Origin of the sequence: Jeotgalibacillus soli (assembly GCF_000829435.1) — a bacterium.
Taxonomy (GTDB): Bacteria; Bacillota; Bacilli; order Bacillales; family Jeotgalibacillaceae; genus Jeotgalibacillus; species Jeotgalibacillus soli.
This window is the reverse complement of record NZ_JXRP01000019.1, coordinates 457,648-476,851: the sequence shown is the minus strand read 5'-3', so window position 1 is coordinate 476,851 and position 19,204 is coordinate 457,648. Positions and strand designations below refer to the sequence as shown.

Sequence of the window (19,204 nt, the reverse complement as noted above, 5' to 3'; positions counted from 1 at the left end):
AATATGGTTAAAACAAGCTTTTTGGGTAGAAGTGTAACCCAATCAATTTTTGGGCGGCACTTCTATTGTTTATAACAAAGACTGAAAATTTAGAAATTATATTAATCATGAGTGAGAGGGTGCTAAAAATGGGTTATGACACAACAGAACTAAATAAAAATTCAAGACGTGATTCTTTAAGGCCTGTACCAAATCAAAACCGTATTTTTGGAATGACAACGTACATCACTCTTTGGATATCTTCAATGGTTGTTATCCAACTATTTATGATTGGGCAGTCATTCCTGCCTCCTGTTGGAAATTTAAATATAATTCAAGCAGCTCTAGTAACCATTATATCAGCATTTATTATTGGTATTTTCTTTGTTGTGAATTCAAAGCCAGGAATGGTACATGGAATACCATTCATTGTTCAAGCTCGTTTGCCATTTGGGTATCATGGTGCAAGAATTGTTTCGTTAATCAGAGTCATTCCAGCTATTTTCTGGTACGGGATTGGTTCCTGGATAGGAGCAAGTGCCATAAATTATGTGACACAAACGATCTGGGGATATAGCAATATATGGTTGTATTTCATCCTATTCCAAGTACTGCAAACGATTATTGGATACTTTGGAATAAAAAGCATTAAATGGTTTGATTCACTTTTGTCAGTGGTCGTTCTTGGGTTTTTAGGCTATATTGTTTATCAGCTTATCAGTGTAGGTAACATAAATATGGCCACAAGCTGGAATACTGCTCCGGACTGGGGTATGCCGTTCTTTGCAGCGATTACAGCTTCCGTAGGTATTTTAATTACAGCTGCCATCAACAACGGAGACTTAAGCCGTTACTTAAAAAATGACGCAAAACACAACTGGGTAGGGCATATTGTTGGAATCGTTCCTATGTTTATCATCATGCTTGCAATTGGAGTATTGTCAGCAGCTGCTACTGGAATTTGGGACCCTGTTCAAGCCCTCGTATCCGTTATCCCAAATCCGGCTGTTGCTGTGGCTATGATGATATTCATTGTGGTTGCACAATTTACAAGTAACTTAACTATTAACATCGAACCGCCTGCACTTGTATTAATGGAAATCTTTAATTTAAAGTGGGGCCATTCAGTTATTATTGTAGGGATATTAAGTATAGTTACTTTTCCTTGGCTGCTCATCACAAGTTCATCTTTTTCTACCTTCATAGCCTTTTATTCAGCCTTTCTAGGACCGCTCTTAGGTATTTTAATTTCTGATTATTATTTTGTTCGCAGACAAAAGGTTAATATCGATGCTATGTACGAAAATACGGTAAAATATAGTTGGCTAGGATTAGGCTCTCTTTTTATTGGAGGAATTATAGGCGTCATCTTCTTGCCAATTTCTTGGATGGTTAGTTTGCCGATCAGTACTTTTCTTTATTGGGCTGGCTGTACTTATATTCCAACATTTAAAAATCGGGTTAGTGAAGAGCAAAATCGAGTGAAGCTTGGTTAAAAAATAGATAGTTAAGTTGTATGGAAATATAAATCCCTGCTTATAAAGTGGGGATTTTTTATCAGCAGGAAGATTCCTGAGATTAATGGATATTGAATTAAATTATACAAGTTTTAAAAAAGAAAACTATGCCAATACATATTTCAGACTTTTTACAGTTGTATTTAATTATTGTACTGACCATTTTAGGAACAAGTCATTTTTTCAGGGTATATCGATAAAATTTGAGAATTAATACCTTATTTTAGCTTTAAATCTATCTTTTAAAAAATAGTTTTTCTACAAAAGTTGAATAGTATGAGTGAATTGCTGAATTTACAATCCACCCTAATTTCAAACATAAAAGGCCTGCGATTTTCAATTAATCGGTAACCTTTTGTTCGACATTTATAGGCAGCTGAACATGAAAGGTTGTACCTTTTCCAACTTCACTATGGACTCTAATCATTCCCCCATGATCCTCAATCGTGGTAAATACTTGGGTCAGTCCCATACCAGTTCCATCACTTTTACTGGAAAAGAAAGGTGTCCCCAGCATTTTGATCTTATTTTTTGGAATTCCTATACCCGTGTCACTCACTTTTATATGAATCATGTTATCTTCATAGTAATGCTCAACTCGAATGATCCCATTATTATTCATCGCTTCAAGAGCATTTTTTAAGAGATTGAAAAACGCCTTTAGAAATAAATTTTTCTTTCCAAGAATGATCATATTTGAGTCTGTTAAAAGCAATTCTACTTCCACATTATAAAGTCTTTCCTGGAATAAGAGCATTAAGGAGGTTAATTCCTTACAAAAATCAATTGGAACGATTGGTTCCTCAAGTAAGTCGGGCTTTGCTACTTGCAGTAAGTTTTGTAATGTATCGAGCGCTTTATTCAATTCGGCTTCCATTGTATCTAAATAGGGATGTGATTGCGTCTCTTTTAATAATTGAAGAAAACCCTTTACCGATGTTAGAGGGTTTTTCACCTCATGAGCAATACCCGCTGCTATTTGTCCAATTGAAGCTAATTTTTCTTTATCATTCAAACGCCTCTCGGATTGTTTGCGTTTTGTAATATCTCGAAATATGGATTGAATCGCTTTTTGATCACCAAAAATAACGGGATGGCAATATAGCTCCACATCAACAAGTGTTCCATCTAATCGGCGTATAGTTTGTTCAACTAGCTCGGCTGGTTCGGTTCCTGTCATTCCTTTATGAATTCGTTCAATGATCATTGGCTGCGAGTCCTCTAGAAATATATCGAGCACATTCGCACCTAAAAGTGCTTCTTTTGTCCCTCTTAAAAATTTTGCTCCGGATTCATTTATATATAAAACCTTGTGACCAGCATGTATCACGATTGTTTCCACAGAATATTCAATGATTTGTCGATAGATTGTTTCATCTTCAATGATTGTTTTGTAGAATCCATTGTAGTTTTTACTTTTCACTTTATCCGCTCCTTGCTAATCATTCTCTAAAGTTGAAAATACAGTTATAGCGACAGTAAATAGAAGATGAGATTATGGATAATTATAATAATTAAGGTGAAGATATTTATAAGATAAGTTAATGGTATTTGATCAATTAATGATAATCAGCAATTCCTTGACAAGGATGTTATTCGACGTGATTCAGGGAAATCCCTGCATAAAGATCTTATAAAATGACTAATTTTGTATAATATTAAAATAATTAATAGAATGCGGCATTGGAGGTACATTTTATGCAAAAAAGAATAAGGGATTATGGGGTCGAGATTGGCAAGCTAAAGACGGGCGTACTAAATAAAATTACTGATGTAATGGGGGTTTCGGTGGGACACGCTACAATCGATGATGGGGATCTAAAAACAGGCGTAACAGCTATTCATCCACATGATCGAAATCTCTTTAAGGAAAAGGTGATTGGTGCAGCATATGTCATGAACGGCTTTGGAAAAACCGTAGGGACGATACAGATTGAAGAGCTTGGAACAATTGAAACGCCAATTCTATTAACGAATACTTTAAGCATCGGAGAATGCACAAACAGCTTGCTGACTTATATGATCGAACAAAACGAAGAGATTGGGAATACGACCGGAACTGTAAATCCTATCGTAGGAGAATGCAATGATATGTTCTTAAATAATATTCGTGCGCAGGCTGTAAAAAAAGAGCATGTATATGAAGCATTAAAAACGAGTGACAGAGAATTTTTAGAAGGAGCTGTGGGAGCTGGAACCGGAATGAAGTCTTTTGGGTTAAAAGGGGGAATTGGCTCCTCATCAAGAATACTTCAATATCCGCATGGTACATATATGCTTGGAGCACTTGTGCTTTCAAATTTTGGAGAAATACATAACTTTCTACTAGACGGTAAAAGAGCCGGAGAAAAAATTCAGGAGAAGCTTCTGTACAATCAGGCTGAGGGTGATAAAGGCTCCATTATTATTGTGATTGCGACAGATTTACCCGTCACCTCCCGTCAGCTCAAGCGAATCATAAAAAGAGCAAGTGTCGGGCTCAGCAGGACGGGCTCCTATATTGGAAACGGGAGCGGAGATATTTTTATCGGCTTTTCAACTGCTAATAAAATTAGTCATGATAATCCCAATCAGTTAGTTCCATCTTATGCTATTCACGAAGAGGATATTGACCAAGCATTTATTGCTGCTGCCGAAACGACAGAGGAAGCCATCTTAAATTCACTAATTACAGCAGAGACAACCACAGGGAGAAATGGAAATACCCTTTATTCATTAAAAGACTTTATGCATGATATACGATAGCATAGATAGTAAGGCAAATTCTCTTTCAAATAGAGAATCTGTCTTTTTTTATTTTTTTGATTATGTTAACGATAATGATTGATTTTTGCACGATGTTGATTGAAGCATAAAACGTGATTTAAAATTTTTTTTCAAATATTTATAAAATATATTGAAATGTAATGTCAGTGAGTGTAATAATTACTAAGTATTCAAATTAATAAGAATATTGTATATTTATAATATAAATAGCCGTTTTGGCTTTTTATAGAAAAATACATAAAGAAAAGGGGAGTTTACTTGAAGAAGGCGAACAAGTTTTTAGGGTCAATCGTCGTACTATTTGCTTTGCTGCTTGCTGCTTGCAGCAGTGACAGTGACACGGGTACTACGACGGATAGTTCTGAGGAGACAGAAGCTTCCGGGGGCACGCTTACAATTGCTTTGGGGACAGATATTGTTGGTTTTGACATTCATAACCACAACAATACGTCAACGGAAGCAGTTCACGACAACATGTTCAACTATCTATTTAAGAAAGATTCAAATCAGGAAATTCAACCTGAGCTAGCTGAGAGCTATGAGCAAATTGATGATCTTACCTTAGAAGTAAAACTCGTAGAAGGGGTTAAATTTCACAATGGTGATGACTTTACTGCTGAGGATGTAAAATTCACGCTTGAGAGAGTAGCGAAAGATGACACGCTCCGTGAATACCCGAACTATAACCAGATTAAAGAAGTACAAGTTGTAGATGAACATACAGTGCGAATTATTACGCATTCTCCAGAGCCTTCTTTACTTCCAAGACTTTCTCGCCTTGGTTCAGGAATGCTTCCTAAAAATTATATTGAGGAGAATGGCTGGGATTATTTCCTTTCAAATCCCATCGGAACAGGTCCTTACCAGTTTGAAGAGTGGGTAACGGATGATCGTATCGTGTTTACTCCATTTGAAGACTATTATCTAGGAAAGGTAGAAGAATGGGATGAAGTTGTGTTTCGTATCATTCCTGAAAATTCTACACGCGTATCTGAACTTTTGACTGGCGGAGTTGATATTGCGGTGAATGTTCCGCCAGCAGATTGGGAGCGCGTTGATTCTGGGGATTCAACCTCCATGGTTCGTGAAACATCAAACCGTAATATCCTTCTCGTTCTTCGTTCAACAGAAGGATATCCTACTTCTGATGTACGTGTTAGACAAGCAATGAACTTAGCGATCGATAACGCAGCTATAACAGAAAATGTTTTACAAGGTGCAGGAATCCCGACACAAACCATGGTCGCTCCTGGTAACTTTGGTGCGAACGAAGAACTGTATGATTCCTATGTATACGACCTTGAAAAAGCAAAAGAATTAATGGCAGAAGCAGGGTATGAAGACGGATTTGAAATGACGCTCCATTCACCAAGAGGAAGATATCTTCAAGATGTCGAGGTAACTGAAATGATAGCAGGCATGTTATCACAAATCGGCATTACAGTGAATATCGAATTTATGGAGTGGAGTAACTTCGTAGAAATGAGAGCTGCAAAAGAAAATAAAGATGCTTATCTATTAGGATTAGGTAACTCTATGTTTGATGGTGCTTATTCTGTCGATTGGTATCGTGCTGAGCGTTTTGCAGGAGAAACAGATTATAAGAATGATCGAATTGAAGAGTTATTAGCAGCTTCTGCACAAAATATGGATAGTGCGGAGAGAGAGCAGCAAATTCAAGAAATCCAAGAAATAGCAGCGGAAGATCTTCCATTCATCATGTTGCATCAAGAAACCATTAACCATGGTGTTAGTGATCGTATTAATTTCGTTCCAACAATGGATGAAATGTTATATGCACCTTCTATTACAAAAAAATAAATAGCGTTTAGTGATGACTAGGGAGGATTTTTCTTCCTAGTCATTGTTATAAGGAGTGGAACTATGGTCAAATACTTCATTCGCAGAGTGCTGCAAACGATCCCTGTCCTGTTAATTATCTCGTTTATTATCTTTTCACTTGTTTTTGTTGCAGGAGATCCAGTTGCCTTAATGCTTCCAGAGGATGCAAGCTTCGAGGATGTTGAAAATTTAAGAGAAGCGCTTGGTCTTGACCGTCCGTTTCTTGTTCAATATGGCTCCTATGTTGTGAACTTATTGCAAGGTGATTTTGGAGAATCCTTCCGATTTAATCAAAGTGCCTTGCCTATAGTGCTTGATAGGCTCCCTGCAACGATTGAGCTTGCAGTAGCGGCCATGCTTGTGGCAATTGTCATTTCGATTCCTTTAGGTATTTGGTCTGCAACTAAACGCAATTCAAGTCTTGACTTGCTGGCAACAGGCGGTGCCGTTATCGGAAAAGCAATGCCGAATTTTTGGCTGGGGATCATGCTGATTCTGTTATTTTCCGTCACTTTGGGATGGTTTCCGGTATCCGGTCGAGGGACAATGCTGCATTTAGTTTTGCCCGCCATTACTCTTGGGACCGGAATCGCTGCAGAAATGACACGGCTTATCCGATCGAGCATGATTGATATTTTAAACCAAGATTACGTGCGAACCGCAAAAAGTAAGGGGATCCATGATTTTTTTGTTGTATATAAGCATGCCTTTCGAAATTCATTAATTCCGGTTGTGACGATCACGGCATTGCAGACTTCTACAGTAGTCGGTGGAGCGTTGATTACAGAGACTGTGTTTTCGTGGCCTGGGCTTGGACAGCTTCTGATTCAAGCTGTAAATACTCGAGACATGGCAGTCGTTCAAGCTTGTGTGTTTGTCATCGCGATTCTCGTCATTTTGATGAATTTATTCGCGGATTTACTGTATCGGCTACTGGATCCACGAATTAAATACAACTAATGAGAAGGAGGTCATGAGATGTCTAGTGCGCAAGTAAATGTGGCTGCGGAAAATGGAGAAATAATAAACAAAGAGGCAAAACCTTTTCTTAAATGGGCTCGCTTACTGTTAAAAAGTAAAACGGGAACAGTCGGTTTTTTAATTGTTTTTTTAATCGTATTGGTTTCATTAACGGCAAAGTGGATAGCACCGCATGATCCGGCAGCAATTAATCCGGCTAATATGCTGCTTCCTCCTTTTTGGATGGACGGTGGTACAGCTGCTCACCTTTTGGGGACGGATAACTTGGGAAGAGATATTTTAAGCAGGATTATCTACGGTTCACAGGTGTCGTTAATGGTTGGTGTTACTTCAGTTATTCTAGCAGGAATCATCGGAGTGTTTATCGGATTGATCTCCGGATTTTACGGAGGAATTATTGATAATATACTGATGAGACTGGTAGATTCATTTTTAGCTATACCAAATATTTTATTTGCACTTGTTATTCTAACTATTTTTGGTCCAAGTGTTATAACCCTAATTGTTGTGCTTGGTGTAACCAACTGGGTGAGTTATGCTCGACTTGTGCGGGGAGAGGTACTTTCTATTAAAGAAAGAGAGTTTGTTAAAGCAGCAAGATCAATAGGGGTGAAAAACAATAAAATTATCTTGAGGCACTTGCTGCCTAATGTAATTTCTTCTTTTATTGTGATCTCGACATTAAGTGTTGCTACAACCATTATACTAGAGGCTTCATTAAGCTTTCTTGGGTTGGGTATACAGCCTCCGACAGTCTCATGGGGTGGTATTTTAAGTGATGGAAGGGATTACTTAGCTACAAGCTGGTGGCTCGCAACATTTCCTGGAGTAACGATTACGATTACGGTTCTTGGGATTATTTTTCTGGGTGACTGGCTGCGTGATGTCCTTGATCCTCATTCGCAGGGGAGATCGTGATTTTTTATCTAAATCAGTGGAGGAGAATGAAGGAACGGAGGTTTGAAATGACAAAATTACTTGAAGTGATGGATTTAAAAACGCATTTTCATACAGGAAGCGGTGTTGTTCCTTCCGTTGACGGTGTATCATTTGATATTAAAAAAGGGGAAAAGATCGCCATTGTTGGGGAGTCAGGTTCCGGAAAAAGTGTTACTTCTCTTTCGATTATGGGACTGGTTGGATCACCTGGGAGAATTGAAGATGGGAAACTAGCATTTGAAGGCAAAGATCTTACGAAATTGTCGAAAAAAGAGATGAGAAAGCTTCGAGGGAATGAGATTGCCATGATTTTTCAGGAGCCTTTAACTTCCCTTAACCCATTATTTACTGTAGGAAACCAGATTTCTGAATCGATTAAACTTCATCAAAAGGTAACAAGTAAAGTTGCCAAACAAAAAAGTATTGAAATGTTAGAGAAGGTTGGTATACCGCGTCCAGATAAAATTTTTTCTTCCTACCCCCATTCTCTTAGCGGAGGTATGAGACAGCGTGTTATGATTGCGATGGCTTTGTCATGTAATCCAAAATTGCTGATCGCAGACGAACCGACGACGGCATTGGATGTCACGATACAAGCGCAAATTTTAGAACTGATGAAAGATTTAAATGAAGAGTTAGAAACCTCTATTCTTCTTATAACACATGATCTTGGTGTTGTGGCAGAGATGGTTGATACGGTTATGGTGATGTATGCTGGACAAATAGTTGAACATACGGATGTATACACCCTATTCAGAGAGCCAAAGCATCCTTATACGAAGGGATTAATGGATAGCACGCCAAAAGTACATATGCTGGATGAAGAATTAGTCTCTATTGAAGGGACGGTTCCAAACCCGCTTTCAATGCCTAAAGGATGCAGGTTTCATCCTAGATGTCAGTTTGCGATGGACAAATGTGTATCAGAGCAGCCGGAGTTAATGGAGCTGAACGACAACCACAAAGTCAGATGCTGGCTGCATGAAGAAAAGGAGGTGAATCTTCATGACCTCGTTAAATCATAAAGAAACACCTTATTTGTTGGAAGTGAGAAATCTCAAAAAGCATTTTGATCTTTCTGAAGGATGGTTTTCTCGAAAAAAAGTTCTATTAAAAGCAGTGGATGGAATTGATTTACACGTAAAACACGGAGAGACACTTGGCATAGTCGGTGAGTCGGGATGTGGGAAATCAACGACTGGAAATCTCATTATGAGGCTGCTTGATGCGACAGAGGGAGAAATACTTTTTGAAGGGACAGATTTGACAAAGATAAAAGGAGAAGAATTAAGAAAAAAGAGAGAGAATATTCAAATGATCTTTCAAGATCCTTTTTCTTCATTAAACCCCCGAATGAGAGTATTTGATATCATTGCCGAACCGCTTGTAACGCATGGAGCGGCAAAAGGAAAACAACTAAAGGAGCAAGTCTTTGATTTAATGGATGCAGTTGGGCTCGATCGCTCCTATTCTAAAAGATACCCGCATGAATTCAGCGGTGGACAACGCCAGCGAATTGGTATTGCAAGAGCTATTGCATTAAAACCTAAATTAATTATATGTGATGAGCCTGTTTCAGCACTGGATGTTTCCATTCAATCTCAAATTTTGAACCTGATGGCGAAGCTTCAGAAAGAATTTGATCTTACCTTTATCTTTATTGCCCATGGTTTACCTGCGGTTAAGTATATTAGTGATCGAATCGCAGTCATGTATTTAGGCAAGATTGTTGAACTCACCACGAAGGAAAAATTGTTTCAAAAGCCAATGCATCCCTACACGGAAGGGCTAGTCGCGGCCATTCCAATTCCTGATCCTACGCTTAGAAATCCTGATGGGAAAATAATCGTAAAAGGGGATATCCCAAGTCCAACAAACCCTCCGTCAGGATGCCGTTTCCATACGCGCTGTGCGTATGCAGATGAAACATGTAAAAAAGAAACACCCATATTTGAGGAAAAAGAAGAGGGGCATTTTGTTGCTTGTCATTATCCATTAAATAATGGAAAAGGTATTATTGCTGAAAAGCCAGTTTTGGCAGAAAGGAGATAAAAATGGAACGTTATATAAAACAGAAGAATGAAGAAATGATTAGCCTATTGGAAAAGATCGTGAATATTGATAGTGGTACTTATATTAAAAAAGGGGTTGACCGAATCGGTACAATCTTAAGTGAGAAATATAAAGAATTGGGTTTTGAAATTGTAGTTGACAAGCAAGAAGAATATGGAAATCACTTAATTATCCAACATAAAGAGGCCGTTAATCCGAAGATTATTCTCGTTGCTCATATGGATACTGTCTTTCCTAAAGGCACAGCAGATGAAAGACCTTTTCATATTGATGGAAATCGAGCTTACGGCCCTGGTGTTGTGGATATGAAGGGGAGTCAGGTTGAACTGCTTTATGCCATCAAAGCTTTAAAAGAAAAAAATGATAAATCCTATCAAAACGTTCAAATCATCTTGAATGGAGATGAAGAGATCGGTTCCATTACATCGCGGTCTCTAATTGAGAAACACGCCAAGGGGAAGGAATATGCTCTTATAATGGAGCCAGCGCGCAAGGATGGATCGCTCGTGTCCGCTCGAAAAGGAGGAGGACGTTTTACGCTGACAGTAGAAGGAATTGCAGCCCATTCTGGAATTGAACCTGAAAAAGGAAGAAGTGCCATTGAAGAGCTTGCCCACAAAATTATTCAATTGCATGAGTTGAATGATCATGAGAGCGGGATCACAGTCAATGTTGGGATCATTGAAGGAGGCTCGTCCGTTAATACGATTTCACCGCATGCAGTTGCAGAGGTGGATATTCGGATATCTAAAGCAAAACAAGCGGACCAGGTAAGAAAAGAAATTGAAGAGATTTGCTCTCACACGGATGTACCTGGAACAAAGGTTGAAGTAAGCGGTGAGATTACCAGGCTTCCGATGGAAAAGAATGAACAAACAAAAGAACTTCTAGCCATCATAAAGAAAGTTGGAAAAGAGGTTGGAGTGGAAGTGAAAGATACCTTCACTGGAGGAGGCTCTGATGCTTCTTATACCTCGGCTGCAGGAGTAGCAACGATCGATGGACTTGGACCAGTTGGCGGGGATCCTCATAGCGAAAATGAATATTTGGAGCTTGATACGTTAACAGAGAGAACCCATATGCTTGCAAAAATTATTCAGCGTTTATCTAGAGAGTATAATAAAGAGAATAAATAGTTTTTCATCCACATCACTACTGATTACATGCTCGTCAGAAGTGATCATGAACCATTTACCTCTCACGCTATGACAGAAGTGTTTTAATGATTTATTCAATAAAAGAGAATAGTTTGGTAATGCTAAGACTGTACGTACCAGCAATCTAGAAATAAAATAAGCTCCTGTGCAATGATTTACACATGTACAAGGGCTTATTTTTTTATTTATATGGAGAATAAATAGTAAGAACTAACTTAAAAAACCTTCTTTTGATCGCGATCTTCTTTGAGCATTTCCACAGCTTCTCTAAAACGTTGTGAATGCACAATTTCTCTTTCTCTTAAGAAACGCAAAGAATCATTTAAATCTGGATCATCTGAAATATCAATAATCCATTGATAGGTTGCACGTGCTTTTTCTTCTGCTGCGATATCTTCATATAGATCGGCAATTGGATCGCCCTTTGCCTGAATATATGCAGCAGTAAATGGAACACCAGATGCATTATTATAAAATAATGCGCTATCATGACTTACATAATGGTCTCCAAGTCCAGCATCTCGCAATTGCTGTGGTGTTGCGTCTTTTGTTAATTTATAAATCATTGTTGCAATCATTTCAAGGTGAGCAAATTCTTCCGTTCCGATGTCTGTTAACAAACCGATTACTTTATCAGGGATTGTGTAGCGCTGGTTCAGATAGCGAAGAGCTGCCGCCAATTCTCCATCTGCTCCTCCATATTGCTCCATTAAGTATCTTGCCAGTGTAGGATTACAGGTACTTACTTTTACAGGATATTGCAATTTTTTTTCGTATGACCACATTTAGCTTTCACCTCATTATTTTTTAAATTTGCCATGGCCATGGCCCGCTTTTCCACATCCAAAAATCATTTTTCTGATTTATGCTTCTTTGTTGCAGTGGTCCGAATTTAGCCTCGAATTTTTGCTTGAGCAGTAGACTATTGTGAGCAAAATGATTATATTGCTGAATAGCATGAGAATCAGCGGGATGTGTATCCAAATATAAGGTTAACTCCATTAATACAAAGTCAACTGCCTGAATCTCCTCCAATTGTTGATAGTACTCATTTGGTAATGCCTTAATCATTGTGTTATCCACCTCTTTTTTTGTAGGGGTTTTCATAAAAATCATAAAATACAGGCCATAAAGTTCCTTTTTTTAGTGCTTCCAATGGGGTGAATTGCTGAAGATTAGACGGCTGAACTCCCAAATATAAGTTAGGGGGGGTGCGATAATATTTTTGGCCAATTGGAGGGCAAGGATCAAGGGTGCTATGAAAAGGTGTGTAGGATTTTATGTTCGAGAACGTTTTAGGCTGGTTTTGCATATATTTATTCACCTCACAAATTATTAATTCTAAGATTATATTCATGTTCAGTTTTGGTATGTATCGTCCATTTATAAAAAGCTCACCTTATCAAAAACTACATAAAAATAATTTTAATACCACTTATAAAAATCATGACAACGATTAATATTTGAAGAAAAAACAAAGAAACTCTTTTGCTAGTTTACTGCCCAACACGGAACCGGGGACGGATTACATAGTAGGTTTGCTGCTAAAAAATAATCAATATGACCATATTCAATCATTAATAAACCGGTAAAGGAAACAAGTATAAACGCATGTGCTATATCTGGTACCCGCCACTATAGACACATGTAATCTAAAAAATATAACGGAATTTTAAAGAATTTTAGTATAGAAGTCGCAGAAAGAGAAAAAACGGGAGAGAACAATGAGGAGGGGTGTGTAAGCTTGAGAATACATTAAAAGGAGTGAATGGACATTTGCCCATTCACTCCATCGTTATTATTTCTTTTTTGCAAGATCTATAAAAGCTTGAATGGCTTCAATGCTTTGAAAAGCTAATATGCTGATTGCTGTAAATGAAAACATCCCAATAACTGCAAATCTCAATAACATCATGATTCATTTCCTCCTTGATTTTGATTTTATAAGACAATCAAATAGGTTTATTTAAAAACTTAGACCCAAAGTAAATGGGCTGGAGGAAGATCATTTTCCTGCTTAAATACCATATCGGAAATTGGTAATAAAACAAAACTAATAGGATTAAGATGGTTGCTTCTGCAGGTACAGCCGTGAAAAACTTTAGGATATGTTCGCCATCTTTATTCAAAGCTGGTTCTAATCCATTATCATATTTGGAAAATGTATCCGTTGATTGAAAAGGATGAGCACCTTGTATTGTGTCAAGATAATCAGACAGAATAAAAACTGAAAAAAATAGAACGATTAGTATTTTGACACGTCTCTTTTCCACGTTATTCCTCCTAAATCGATAGTGACATGATACACCTGGAACGTGAAAAAATCCACAAACATATATTTACAATACAACATCGTATCCTTGGACGGGTATATGGATTTGTTGTAAGCGGAGGATACTCAAAAAAAAACGGACATTTTATTTATAAATAAAGGTGGTTTTGTATAGTAAAGAAATCAATCAAACATGTAATATGAACTTTTGGAATAACTAAGATTCCGTTAACATGAGGCTCATATTTTTAGAAAAAGAGATTGAAAAATGAAAGCATTAATTTTTAATACGTTTGGCGGTCCGAAAGTACTGCAATACCTAGAAATATCTGAGCCAACAATTTTAAAAAAATGAAGTGTTGGTCAGAAAGAAAGCAATTGGATTGAATTTCGCATAGGAGATCGTCTTAAATGAAAATGCTTGATGGAGAAGGGTACTACAGTAAACTAGACACCGTGGCAAAAGATGTCTTGGAGCTATCAAGTGAAACGATTGATGTAAACACCATTTTTCTTGCTAGTAAAATAAACAACTTTATTATAAAAGCTTTTAACCGGCAGTCTCTTTTGCTAAAGGAGGGCGACCATACACCTTTTAGTGATGTACTTGGTCGCCTCGTAGTAGAAAATGAAAGTGAGCCTCTTGTCATTCCGAATTTGAGAGAGAATCCTTTAACCTTTAATCATCCAGTTACGATGAAAATCGGTAATGGCTGCTTTCTTGGTGTACCTATTTTTAAAGGGAATAGAGACATATACAGTACTCTTTGTGCAATTGAGTCATAACAGTATTGCTGCTCGTATTGGAGGAGATGAATTAATCCTTTTAGTACCCGAAGATTCAGCGGAACAATTAGAAGCGAAAGCATTTGGAGACCGGCTTTTACACACACTTTCAGCTCATCCTGTTACCATTGAAGGTCATGATTTTTAGTATGGGTGTCCAGTTTATTAACAAGTAATGATAAAGGGCTTAAAACGTTAATGAGAGAGGCAGATCAAGCCATGTACAGGGTGAAAAAATAAGAAAAACAGTATAGAGTTTTATAACAGAAAAACTCTATCTATTATATGATTCATAGATAGGGTTAGGAGTTCGACGAGATTTATGTTCAGCGAAAAGTTGGTTTTTTTTGAATTAACCATCTGAAATTTCTTCAAAAGTTTTTTTACAAAAACAGCTTCATTATTAAGATGAGAAATAAAGCTACATCGATGAACCCTGTACCACTAAATTTGGGATACAGCGTTTATTTTGGTTTTTGTGTATCATTGTGCTTCCTCGGTTTGAAACAACTCCTACTTTTGTTTGGAAATTAATGCACGATAATGCTACACTCAAAACACATTATTTGAATGAGAGGAAGAATCGTGCGTGCCAAATCGACCCGGAAATAAAGGATCTCGTGAAAGAAAGGTCATTCCTTTTCCAGGATTAAAGGATCGTTTAGTCGAAAAGGGATTGGCAAGGCTTCAGGATCAGCAGCACGAAGAGGCAATTGAACTGCTCCTTGAGGCATATAAAATTGCTGAAGAAGATGCCGTCGTTAATCTGACGCTTGCGGTTGCTTATTATGAGAATAGACAATGGAGCCTTGCAAAAACATTATGTGAACGGATGCTGCATGAGGGGTTCGGGAACTATGAAGAAGTATTGGAGCTGTATATATTAAACTTGATTCAACTAAAAGAGTATGATCGGATTGCAGCAACCATTGAGACTGTGATGGAGGAAAGGGTTTTATCTCCTGATAGAGAAGAGCAGTTTCTACAATTACTATCCATGAGTAAGCGGCAGGAACAGCAAGAGGAAGATAAAGCGCTTCAAGCATTTGTACTTGAACAAGAGCTTGAACAGCAAATGATTCAAGTGGCAAATTTGTCAAAGCAAAATATCTATCCTATTCGTAATGACCTTATTTCTTCATTAAAGGAAAAGGAGGTACACCCATTTATTAAATCAATGGTACTGAATGTGTTGAGAGAGCAGGGTATACAAGATTTCGCCGCTATTGAAAAATGGAATAAGAAGCTGCAGGTGATTCCTGCTGAACTTGAAGATCCTTTTCAATCCTTATCATATTTAAAGGTTCAACAAGAGATTGACTCAAAGATTGGGCATGCGGATCCTTACCTTGTTGACCTGACAACAGAAATTGTAAAACGTCATGTTTTTCTTCTTTATCCTTTAACATGGCAGCACAAAGACGAAGCATTACTAGCCAAAGCGTATATTCAGCTTGCCTATCAATATATGGGTCAACAAGAGGGCTGGGGTGATTTGGCTGATAGTCCAATCACAAAAGAACTAGAGATACTTGAAAAAGCTTCAATTATATGATGTAATGTATAGCTGTTGAAAGCAAGTCATCATATGTTATAATAAAATGGTTGTATAATGGGTTCGTGATGGCAATATTCACAGAATCAAAGTCTTCACTGCTAACTAGCGTGAAACCAATAATTACTATAGATGTGTTGGAGGGAATTTAGTATGTCAGCTAAATGGGAAAAACAAGAAGGTAATGTAGGCGTTCTGACTGTTGAAGTCGATGCAGACACAGTTAAGCAAGGTCTTGATGAAGCATTCAAAAAAGTCGTTAAACAAGTGAATGTACCTGGTTTCCGTAAAGGGAAAATGCCTCGTCAAATGTTCGAAAAGCGCTTTGGCGTTGAGTCTCTATACCAAGATGCTTTGGATCTAATTTTACCGGATGCATACGCTAACGCGGTTGAAGAAGCAGGAATCCTGCCGGTTGACCGTCCTGAAATTGATGTAGAACAAATGGAAAAAGGAAAAGAGCTTATTTTCACTGCAAAAGTAACGGTAAAACCTGAAGTGAAACTAGGTGAATACAAAGGCCTTGAAGTGGAAAAACTAGAAACAGAAGTTACAGAAGAAGATGTTAATAACGAACTAGCTTCAATGCAAGAGCGTCAAGCTGAGCTTGTTGTAAAAGAAGAAGGTACGATTGCTGAAGGCGACTCTGTTACACTTGATTTTGATGGGTTTGTTGACGGGGAAGCATTTGACGGCGGACAAGCTGATAATTACTCACTTGAAATCGGTTCTGGATCATTCATTCCTGGCTTCGAAGAGCAGCTTGTAGGTCTTGCTGCTGGAGAAGAGAAGGATGTTGAAGTAACATTCCCTGAGGAATATCATGCAGAAGAGCTTGCTGGCAAGCCTGCAGTATTTAAAGTGAAAATCCATGAGATCAAAGCAAAGGAACTTCCTGCGCTTGATGACGAATTTGCACAGGATGTAGACGAGGAAGTGGAAACACTTGATGCTTTAAAAGAAAAAATTCAAAGCCGTTTAGAAGAAGAGAAGAAATCAGCAGCTGAAGCAGCTGTCCGTGAATCTCTTCTTAAGCAAGTTTCAGACAATGCTGAAGTCGATATCCCTGAAGCCATGATTGACACTGAAACAGACCGTATGCTGCAAGAATTCGAACAGCGCTTGTCTGCTCAAGGCATGAACCTTGAGTTGTACTTCCAATTCAGCGGACAGGATGAAGCGGCTCTTCGTGGACAAATGAAAGAGGATGCATCAAATCGCGTTCGAAATAACCTTGTGCTTGAAGCTGTTGCAAATGCTGAGAATGTCACAGTAACAGAAGAAGATGTTGATCAAGAGCTTGGCAACATGACTGAGCAGTTCAACATGACAGTAGACCAAATCAAAGCAGCGCTTGGTGGATCAACTGAAGTTCTCGAAAATGATCTTCGTATCCAAAAAGCAATCGATTTTCTTGTGGAAAACAGCAAGACTAGTGCATAATAGTAAGTAAGTAAGGAAGAGCAAGGCGCGAATAAATTCGTGCCTTGTTTTCTACCTAAAGTTAGTTACATACATAATACATATGGATTTAATATTGTTGTCTTGTTGTTCAAGTGCTGTAGAAGGAAAAAGGCTTTTGTGTATTTTTGTCGGTGTGTCTAGTCCTTTTTGGGACTAAACGGGGAGTTTCCTCTTATCCTGGGATTCAGCTGCAAGCGGCTAGCCCCTCGGGAGCATAAGCCCCGCCACCCAAGTTGGCAAAGAACGCCAACTAGTGCGTTGCGTCTTATGCTTGTCGGGTCTGAACGAGCCGCTTGCGCTTTTCTTAAGTCGTTGTGATTTCCGTCTGTGCTTTGGCTGTGTTACAATTCGTATCAAAGGTGCCAGTTGGCAATATAATGAACAATTGAAAGCTTATTTGTTGTCAATTTCATACGTTACAGGTATGATGATAGTTTGAAATAAGGGGTGACATACATGTTTAAATTTAATGATGAAAAAGGACAATTAAAATGTTCTTTTTGTGGTAAGACTCAGGAGCAAGTACGTAAGCTGGTTGCTGGACCGGGTGTCTATATATGTGACGAGTGCATCGAGCTATGCACAGAGATTGTAGAAGAAGAGCTTGGTACGGAAGAAGAAGTTGAATTCAAAGATGTACCTAAGCCGAAAGAGATTTTGAATATTTTGGATGAATATGTAATTGGTCAAGAGAAAGCGAAAAAATCCCTATCTGTAGCTGTTTATAATCATTACAAGCGAATTAATTCGAACAGCAAAGTAGACGATGTGGAGCTTTCAAAGAGTAATATTTGCTTGATTGGTCCAACAGGATCAGGTAAAACACTTCTTGCGCAAACATTGGCTCGCATACTTAATGTGCCTTTTGCAATTGCAGATGCGACATCACTTACAGAGGCAGGTTATGTTGGTGAGGATGTTGAAAATATCCTATTGAAGCTAATTCAATCTGCGGATTATGATGTAGAGCGTGCTGAAAAAGGGATTATTTATATTGATGAGATCGATAAGGTTGCACGTAAATCTGAAAATCCTTCCATTACAAGAGATGTTTCAGGTGAAGGTGTACAGCAGGCGTTGTTAAAAATTCTTGAAGGAACAACAGCAAGTGTTCCTCCACAAGGTGGACGTAAGCATCCTCATCAGGAATTTATTCAAATCGATACAACGAATATCCTTTTCATCTGCGGTGGTGCTTTTGATGGCGTTGAGCAAATTATTAAACGTCGTCTAGGGCAAAAAGTGATCGGCTTTGGCTCCGATCCAAATAAAGGCGACGTAAAGGAAAAGGAATTGCTGTCGAAGCTTGTTCCTGAAGATTTGTTGAAATTTGGTTTAATTCCAGAGTTTATTGGTCGACTTCCTGTCACTGCTACTCTAGAGCAGTTGGATGAAGAAGCGCTTGTATCAATTTTGACGAAGCCTAAAAATGCATTAGTAAAACAATACCAAAAAATGCTTGAATTAGACGATGTTGAACTTGAATTTGAAGAAGGAGCTCTTCTTGAAATTGCAAAAAATGCTATCGAGCGTAAAACAGGGGCTCGGGGACTTCGATCGATCATTGAAAGCATTATGCTAGATGTTATGTTTGACCTTCCTTCCCGTGATGATATTAAAAAATGTGTGATTACGAAAGAAGCGGTTGAGCATAATGGGCGTCCGGTTCTAATGCTAGAAGATGGAACAGTTCTTGATCCAACGGATGAGCAAAAAACTTCTGCTTAATTGATCGTACAAAGAGAGGCTGACTCGTTAGACCATCTATCGAGTCAGCTTTTTTTGCCATTCTTGAGCTTTAAAGTGGATGTAGTCAATATGAAAAGGGTACAGTAAGAGCATCTATTCGATTATATTACTGGTTTGTTGAAAG

18 protein-coding genes are annotated in these 19,204 nt (G+C 38.1%); 13 read left to right on the top strand and 5 right to left on the bottom strand.

Annotated features, from left to right (window positions below):
* The first annotated feature begins 65 nt into the window (after positions 1–65).
* Positions 66–1,475, top strand: coding sequence for an NCS1 family transporter (locus tag KP78_RS16575; RefSeq protein WP_084220126.1), 1,410 nt, complete (start codon positions 66–68; stop codon positions 1,473–1,475).
* 361 nt (positions 1,476–1,836) lie between these two features.
* On the opposite strand, the gene KP78_RS16570 is transcribed toward KP78_RS16575, so the two are convergent.
* Positions 1,837–2,919 (bottom strand): ATP-binding protein, encoded by a 1,083-nt coding sequence (locus KP78_RS16570; RefSeq protein WP_052474896.1) that lies wholly within the window; start codon positions 2,917–2,919, stop codon positions 1,837–1,839.
* A 275-nt stretch (positions 2,920–3,194) separates the two neighbouring features.
* Here KP78_RS16570 and KP78_RS16565 point away from each other — a divergent pair, with 275 nt between their 5' ends.
* The 7 genes from KP78_RS16565 to KP78_RS16535 all read left to right on the top strand — a co-directional run bounded on the left by KP78_RS16565 (position 3,195) and on the right by KP78_RS16535 (position 11,233).
* Positions 3,195–4,241, top strand: a complete 1,047-nt coding sequence (locus KP78_RS16565) for a DmpA family aminopeptidase (RefSeq protein WP_041090517.1) — start codon at positions 3,195–3,197, stop codon at positions 4,239–4,241.
* A gap of 279 nt (positions 4,242–4,520) precedes the next feature.
* Positions 4,521–6,083, top strand: coding sequence for an ABC transporter substrate-binding protein (locus tag KP78_RS16560; RefSeq protein WP_041090516.1), 1,563 nt, complete (start codon positions 4,521–4,523; stop codon positions 6,081–6,083).
* A gap of 63 nt (positions 6,084–6,146) precedes the next feature.
* A complete protein-coding gene (locus tag KP78_RS16555; RefSeq protein WP_041090514.1) occupies positions 6,147–7,064 on the top strand; it encodes an ABC transporter permease in 918 nt (305 codons plus the stop codon).
* 18 nt (positions 7,065–7,082) lie between these two features.
* Positions 7,083–8,003, top strand: a complete 921-nt coding sequence (locus KP78_RS16550) for an ABC transporter permease (RefSeq protein ID WP_041090512.1) — start codon at positions 7,083–7,085, stop codon at positions 8,001–8,003.
* Positions 8,004–8,050: 47 nt separating this feature from the next.
* Entirely contained in the window at positions 8,051–9,049 is a 999-nt protein-coding gene (locus KP78_RS16545; RefSeq protein ID WP_041090511.1) for an ABC transporter ATP-binding protein, read from the top strand.
* Positions 9,030–10,076 carry an ABC transporter ATP-binding protein gene (locus KP78_RS16540; protein ID WP_041090510.1) on the top strand — a complete coding sequence of 349 codons (1,047 nt, stop codon included), beginning with the start codon at positions 9,030–9,032 and terminating at the stop codon, positions 10,074–10,076. Before KP78_RS16545 ends, KP78_RS16540 begins: the two co-directional genes overlap by 20 nt.
* 2 nt (positions 10,077–10,078) lie before the next feature.
* Positions 10,079–11,233, top strand: a complete 1,155-nt coding sequence (locus KP78_RS16535) for a M20 family metallopeptidase (protein ID WP_041090508.1) — start codon at positions 10,079–10,081, stop codon at positions 11,231–11,233.
* Between the two features lie 236 nt (positions 11,234–11,469).
* On the opposite strand, the gene cotJC is transcribed toward KP78_RS16535, so the two are convergent.
* The 4 genes from cotJC to KP78_RS16515 all read right to left on the bottom strand — a co-directional run bounded on the left by cotJC (position 11,470) and on the right by KP78_RS16515 (position 13,527).
* Positions 11,470–12,039 carry a spore coat protein CotJC gene (cotJC, locus tag KP78_RS16530; protein WP_041090506.1) on the bottom strand — a complete coding sequence of 190 codons (570 nt, stop codon included), beginning with the start codon at positions 12,037–12,039 and terminating at the stop codon, positions 11,470–11,472.
* A gap of 22 nt (positions 12,040–12,061) precedes the next feature.
* The gene (locus KP78_RS16525; protein WP_041090504.1) at positions 12,062–12,325 is read right to left on the bottom strand and encodes a spore coat protein CotJB; all 264 of its coding nucleotides are present in this window, start codon (positions 12,323–12,325) and stop codon (positions 12,062–12,064) included.
* A gap of 4 nt (positions 12,326–12,329) precedes the next feature.
* Positions 12,330–12,578, bottom strand: a complete 249-nt coding sequence (locus tag KP78_RS16520) for a spore coat associated protein CotJA (protein WP_422723719.1) — start codon at positions 12,576–12,578, stop codon at positions 12,330–12,332.
* Positions 12,579–13,206: 628 nt separating this feature from the next.
* On the bottom strand, positions 13,207–13,527 hold the full coding sequence (locus KP78_RS16515) for a hypothetical protein (RefSeq protein WP_041090500.1): 321 nt from the start codon (positions 13,525–13,527) through the stop codon (positions 13,207–13,209).
* A 410-nt stretch (positions 13,528–13,937) separates the two neighbouring features.
* On the opposite strand from KP78_RS16515, the gene KP78_RS16510 reads away from it, so the two are divergent.
* From KP78_RS16510 to clpX, 5 genes are all read left to right on the top strand, one after another.
* Positions 13,938–14,312, top strand: a complete 375-nt coding sequence (locus KP78_RS16510; RefSeq protein ID WP_041090497.1) for a hypothetical protein — start codon at positions 13,938–13,940, stop codon at positions 14,310–14,312.
* The gene (locus KP78_RS20170; protein ID WP_157841519.1) at positions 14,302–14,460 is read left to right on the top strand and encodes a hypothetical protein; all 159 of its coding nucleotides are present in this window, start codon (positions 14,302–14,304) and stop codon (positions 14,458–14,460) included. The genes KP78_RS16510 and KP78_RS20170 overlap by 11 nt, the downstream gene beginning before the upstream one ends.
* A gap of 441 nt (positions 14,461–14,901) precedes the next feature.
* Positions 14,902–15,867, top strand: coding sequence for a tetratricopeptide repeat protein (locus KP78_RS16505; protein ID WP_041090496.1), 966 nt, complete (start codon positions 14,902–14,904; stop codon positions 15,865–15,867).
* 153 nt (positions 15,868–16,020) lie between these two features.
* Complete coding sequence (tig, locus tag KP78_RS16500) at positions 16,021–17,310, top strand: trigger factor (protein ID WP_041090495.1); 1,290 nt, start codon at positions 16,021–16,023, stop codon at positions 17,308–17,310.
* 477 nt (positions 17,311–17,787) lie between these two features.
* Positions 17,788–19,059: an ATP-dependent protease ATP-binding subunit ClpX gene (gene clpX / locus KP78_RS16495; protein ID WP_041090493.1), complete on the top strand. Its 1,272-nt coding sequence runs from the start codon at positions 17,788–17,790 to the stop codon at positions 19,057–19,059.
* Positions 19,060–19,204 lie beyond the last annotated feature (145 nt).